Raw genomic sequence first — 5,884 nt, 5'->3', positions numbered from 1 at the left:
AGTCCCGGATTGTGATTCCGGTTGTCGTGGGTTCGAGCCCCATCAGCCACCCCATTATTCTGTCGATAATCACCGTAAGGTGATGTCCATCGACCTGGTGCAGTGACCTTCTGGTCTGCTCCGCGAAAAACCGGCCTTGGCCGGTTTTTTGTTTTGCGCTCGACTGTGCCATGCCTTGTCTGCAAGGCCATCATCCTCCAGATCGATAAACGCGGCTCCGCCCATTTGTCACGATTCGCGACTCCTCATCGATACACACAGCCACTCTCCCCCACACATCAGCCTGCCCGGTTCTTTTTCTGTATTTCCCAAGCGCCATTGATATGCTGATCGCTCTTCTTCTCTCCTGCTTTCCGTTGGAGCTTTTCTATGCAACGCATCCTTTTTGTCGAAGATGATCCCGAGATTGGCCAGCTCATCAGCAGTTGGCTCGGCCGCCACGATATGGAAGTGATCCTCGAGCCCAGAGGGGACATGGCGTTGGCCCGGATCGAGGCCGAACAGCCCGATCTGGTGCTGCTCGATATCATGTTGCCGGGGCAAGATGGCATGTCCCTCTGTCGGGATCTGCGGCCGCGCTTCGACGGCCCCATCGTAATGCTCACCTCGCTGGATAGCGACATGAACCAGATCCTAAGTCTGGAGCTGGGCGCCAACGACTACATCCTTAAAACCACCCCGCCCCCCGTGCTACTGGCCAGACTGAGGGTGCAATTTCGCCAGCACCAGCAAACACCAACCCAACCGGCAGCCACCAGCAGCGTTCCCCAGCAGCTGCAATTTGGTCGGCTGCGGGTGGATGGCCCGGGGCGAGATGTGCGGCTCGATGGCGAGAGCATTGCTCTCTCGACCGCCGACTTTGATCTGCTGTGGGAGCTCGCCTGCCACGCGGGCCAAATCTTGAGTCGGGAAGCCCTCTTTCGCAGCTTGCGCGGCCGGGAGTACGACGGTCAGGATCGCAGCATGGATGTGGCCATCTCCCGCCTGCGCCGCAAACTGGGTGATAACCCTGACAACCCGACCCGGATCAAGACGGTGCGCCAGAAAGGCTACCTCTTCGTCACTCACGCCTGGGAATAACCCTCTTTCGGGAGCACCGCCATGCGCCGCCTCTTTATCCAGTTCTATCTGTTGCTGATCGGCTGCTTCACCCTCGCCATCCTGCTGGTTGGCGTAGTCTATCAGGTGACCGCCGAACGGGCGGGGGATCGCTATCTCGAACGCATGATGCAGGGCTCTCTTGGCCTGTTGACCGGCGAGTTGGCAAGAACCCCGCCAGAGCGCTGGCCCGATCGGCTGGCCGAGCAGAGCAGTCAGTTTACCCTCCCCCTCAAGATCGGCGAGCTGGCACGCCAGCCCCTGGCCAGCGAGGATCAAGCCTTTCTGGCCGCCGGCAACATTGTCATCGTCGAGGAGGATGACACCTTCCTGCAGCGCATCCCCGATACCGATCGGGTGCTGATTGTCGGCCCTGTACCCTATCTCTCCTACCTGCACGAGCTGCACTGGGTCGATGTGGGGCTGTTGCTGGTTATTGGCCTCTCTCTCGGCCTGCCCATTCTGCTCTGGTTGCGTCCCCACTGGCGGGGTTTGCAGCAGTTGGAGCAAACCGCACGTCGCGTAGGCGATGGGGATCTCTCCTGCCGAACCAATCTGCCACCGGGCAGCAGTCTGGCCCGGGTGGGACGCACCTTCGATCAAATGGCGACCCAATTGCAGGCCATGATTGCCAGCCGCAAGCAACTGACCGATGCCATCGCCCACGAGTTGCGCACCCCGCTGGTCCGGTTGCGCTATCGGTTTGCCATGCTCGATCCTGCCCCTGCCGAGCAGGAGCAGCAGGCGCTGGAGCGAGATCTGGGAGCGCTGGACGCTCTGATTGAAGAGATGCTCACCTACGCCAAGCTGGATAGACCCGAGTTGCCGTTGCAGCGCGACGAGCTGGAGCTCAGTCACTGGGCACAAGCGCATCTCGGCGACTGGCAAGCGCTGGCCCCCGAAAAGAAGCTCACCCTCGATCTGCCGCCACGTCACATGCCCTGGTGCGGCGATCAGCGTCTGCTGACGCGCGCGGTGGAGAACCTGATCGGCAATGCTCTGCGCTACGCCGAGAGCGAGGTTACCCTCTCCATCTCGCGGCTGCAGGAGAACTATCTGCTGGAGGTGAGCGACGATGGACCGGGGATCGATCCGGCGCTGGCGCCCCAGATCTTCGAACCGTTCGTGCGCCTTGATCAGAGCCGGGATCGTCGCACCGGCGGCACCGGGTTGGGGCTGGCCATCGTGCGCAGCATTGCCCGTCATCACGGGGGGGATGTGGCGCTGCTGGCCAGTGACCACGGCGCCCGCTTCTGCCTGACCCTGCCTGTACATTTGGATACAAACCGTCACCAACCGCTCACTGAAGGGCCGCCGCAACCGTCATAGGATGACTGTCATGGAGAACGCTCCATAACATCAACCCGAATAAGGAAATTGAACATGAAAAAGATCATTCCCCTGACCCTGGCAGCCGTCTTCGCCCTCACTTCCGGTTTCACCATGGCGGCCACTCCGACCAAGACAGCCACACCGCAGGCGACCCAGACCAAGGTGGTGAAAAAACACCATAAAGCCACCCACGCCAAGACCCCTGCCGTCAAAGTCGCGCCGAAAACCAAGTGATCCAACCGATCACTGGATAACACAGAGGGAGGCTGACGCCTCCCTTTCCATCTCTTCCCGAAATTTTCCTGACGAGCGCCTCCCTCGTCCAAACCGGATCCACGACCCGGCTCCCCTTTGCGGGAAACGGTCAATGACCACAGGAACATGGCATGTGGCGTCATCTGCTTAAATGGCTAGGCCCCTTGTGCAGCTTGCTGCTGCTCGGCACCGCACTGACCGTGCTGTATCACCTGACCCAGACATGGCACTGGCACGATATTCGTGTGGCCATCTGGTCCCAACCCCTGCCGCGACTGGCGGGCGCCCTGTTGCTGACCCTGCTCAGTTATGGTTGCCTCTGCAGCTATGACATGCTGGCGCTCCATGCGCTGGGCAAGCGCCTTCCCTGGCAACAGGTCAGCATCATCTCCTTTATCGCCTACACCTTCTCCAACACCCTGGGATTTGCCCTGCTGACCGGCACCTCGGTACGCTATCGGCTCTACTCAGCCCTAGGTCTGGCGACCGGTGAAGTAGCCCGAGTTGTGCTGTTCTGCTCCATCACCTTCTTCCTCGGCCTGCTGGCGTGGGGAGGTGACGCCCTACTGACCTGCGATGTATCACAGTTGCTGCCTGACTGGCCGCAATGGGCAGATACCCTGCTCAGGCTGGCGGGCGTCATGGCTCTGCTGTTGGTGGCCAGCTACCTCTGCTGGCCCGCTCCACGTCTCTCCTGGCGAACACACACCCTGACCCTCCCGGGCTTTCGGATACGTCTGTTGCAACTGCTGGTCGCGCTGGCCGACTGGATGGCCGCCGCCGCCGTGCTGTTTGTGCTGTTGCCTGCAGATAGCGTCCCCTACCCTGTACTGCTCAGTGCCTTCGTGCTGGCCAGCTTCCTCGGGGTACTGGCCCACGTGCCGGGTGGGATCGGCGTGTTCGAAGCGAGCATGAGCCTGCTGCTGGCTCACTACCTGCCAGCCGACAAGCTGCTCGCCTCGCTGCTGCTCTATCGCTGCATCTATTACCTGCTGCCTTTTCTCTGCGCCCTGCTGCTCTTTGCGAGTCAGGAGATGCTGCAACAAAAAGCGCGCTGGCAGCGGCTACAGGGGCTGATGAGCGCGGTGCGCGAATTTCTGCCTGCCCTTATCAGCATGGGAACCTTTGCCGCCGGTAGCCTGCTGCTCTGCTCGGGGATGATCCCGACCATGCGCAGCCACATTGAAGTGTGGCTGCAGGTGTTGCCGCTCCATCTGCTGGAGCTCTCCCACGTGCTCGGCAGCGTGAGCGGTATCCTCCTGATCCTGCTGGCGCGCAGCCTCTACCGCCGTCACGACGCCGCGTTTCGCATCACCCAGCTGCTGCTGGCACTGGGGATCGCCTTCTCCCTGCTCAAAGGGGGGGACTGGGAGTCAGCCCTGCTGCTCGGCAGCTTCCTGCTCATCATGACCCCCTGCCGCGCCCTCTTCTATCGCAAGGGGTCGCTGCTCTATCCCCAGTACACCTCGGGCTGGCTCATTTCGGTCGGCGCCGTGCTGCTGGGAGCCCTGTGGCTGCTGCTCTTCTCCTACCGTCAGGTGGAGTATGACCACACCCTCTGGTTCCACTTCTCGCCCCACGGCGGGGCTGCCCGCGGCCTGCGCGCCATGGGGAGCGTGGTGGCCGTGCTGGCCGTGGCCGGGGTTGCCCAGCTGCTTGCGCCGCTGCGCGTAGTCGGTGAAAAGCCGGACAAAGAGACGCTGGCGCACGCCCACGAGCTGGTGGTACGCGAAGGGGGGATCCACGGCTATCTGGCCCAGTTGCAGGACAAGTCCCTGCTGTTCCACTCCGCCGGCGACGCCTTCCTGATGTATGGCATCGAGGGCAACAGCTGGATTGTGATGGGGGATCCGGTCGGTCGCCCCGAGCAGATCGAAGAGCTGCTCTGGCAATTTCGCGAGCGGTGCGATGAGCACGACGCCAATCCGGTCTTTTATCAGGTCTCGGCCCGCTATCTGCCACTCTATCTGGAGCTGGGGCTGATCCCCTTCAAGCTCGGTGAAGAGGCGATGGTCGATCTGGCTACCTTCGATCTGGCGGGCAGCCGGCTGCGCAACCTGCGCCAGAGCCACGCCAAGGGCAAACGGGGGTTGACCTTCGAGGTGGTCGAGGCGAGCGCCGTGGCTCCCCTGCTGCCCAGATTGCAGACCGTCTCAGATACCTGGCTGCAGAGCAAGATGGGCAAGGAGAAGGGGTTTTCGGTCGGCCGCTTCGAGCCTGACTACCTGACCTTGAGCCCGGCTGCACTGGTCTGGCACGAGGGGCAGATTGTCGGCTTTGCCAACCTCTGGGTGAGCGATAACAAGGAGATGCTCTCCATCGATCTGATGCGTTACAGCCTGGATACCGGCACCGCCCCCATCATGGATTTTCTCTTTGTCGAGCTGCTGCTGTGGGGCAAGGCGCAAGGGTACGCCAGCTTCAATCTGGGGATGGCCCCCATGTCCGGCTTCAACGATCACCCGCTCAACAGCTACTGGGCCCGCCTTGGCAATACCCTGTTTGTGCGTGGCAGCCGTTTTTACAACTTTCAGGGGCTCAGACGCTACAAGGAGAAATTTTCGCCCCGCTGGGAACCCCGCTACCTGCTCTGCAGCAGCAAGCTGGTACTGCCCAGAACCCTGACTCACCTGATCACCCTGATTAGCCGCGGCCCGCTGGGGCTGATCAAGAAATAGGAGCATGGCCAATGAGAGCCTTGATTTTGCTGTTACTCAGTCTCGTACTGCCCGTTTCGTCTTTTGCGGCGCACGCCGCCCCGGTCAAGGATGACCTGAGCCTGATTGAGCTGCCGGTCAAGCAGCCATCCGAGGCCCCCATGGTGATCTTTCTCAGCGGCGATGGTGGCTGGGCAGCCCTCGACAAGGGGTTGAGCGCCCAGTTTCAGCTGCACGGCATGCCGGTCGTGGGCTGGAGCTCCCTCACCTACTACTGGAAGAAGAAAAACCCGGAGCAGGTGACCGCCGATCTGGAGCGGATCCTCGATGATTACCAGACTCGTTGGCAGCGTCCCCGCTGGCTGCTGGTCGGCTTCTCGTTTGGTGCCGAGATTGTCCCCTTCGTCATCAACCGGTTGCCGGAGCACTATCGTCAGGGGCTGGTCGGGGCCGTGATGCTCTCCCCCTCCCCCAGCTCGGATTTCGAGATCCACGTCAGCGACATGCTGACCCACAAGGCGCGGAGCTACCCGACCGAGCCG

General features: G+C 61.7%; 5 protein-coding genes. All 5 read left to right on the top strand.

Features of this window, described 5'->3' with window-relative positions:
* Positions 1 to 369: 369 nt before the first annotated feature.
* Positions 370 to 1,080 carry a two-component system response regulator RstA gene (gene rstA / locus AACS18_RS05640; protein WP_108613921.1) on the top strand — a complete coding sequence of 237 codons (711 nt, stop codon included), beginning with the start codon at positions 370 to 372 and terminating at the stop codon, positions 1,078 to 1,080.
* Positions 1,081 to 1,101: 21 nt separating this feature from the next.
* Entirely contained in the window at positions 1,102 to 2,427 is a 1,326-nt protein-coding gene (rstB, locus tag AACS18_RS05635) for a two-component system sensor histidine kinase RstB (protein ID WP_108613920.1), read from the top strand.
* Positions 2,428 to 2,481: 54 nt separating this feature from the next.
* Positions 2,482 to 2,664: a hypothetical protein gene (locus tag AACS18_RS05630; protein WP_005337116.1), complete on the top strand. Its 183-nt coding sequence runs from the start codon at positions 2,482 to 2,484 to the stop codon at positions 2,662 to 2,664.
* 152 nt (positions 2,665 to 2,816) lie between these two features.
* Positions 2,817 to 5,363, top strand: coding sequence for a bifunctional lysylphosphatidylglycerol flippase/synthetase MprF (mprF, locus tag AACS18_RS05625; protein WP_108613919.1), 2,547 nt, complete (start codon positions 2,817 to 2,819; stop codon positions 5,361 to 5,363).
* Between the two features lie 11 nt (positions 5,364 to 5,374).
* The coding region (locus AACS18_RS05620; protein WP_258228866.1) for a virulence factor at positions 5,375 to 5,884 on the top strand (510 nt) is incomplete at its 3' end.

The organism is Aeromonas sp. HMWF015 (assembly GCF_963878965.1).
GTDB lineage: Bacteria > Pseudomonadota > Gammaproteobacteria > Enterobacterales > Aeromonadaceae > Aeromonas > Aeromonas veronii.
The sequence above is the reverse complement of the archived record's forward strand: the minus strand, read 5'-3'. Positions and strand labels throughout refer to the sequence as shown.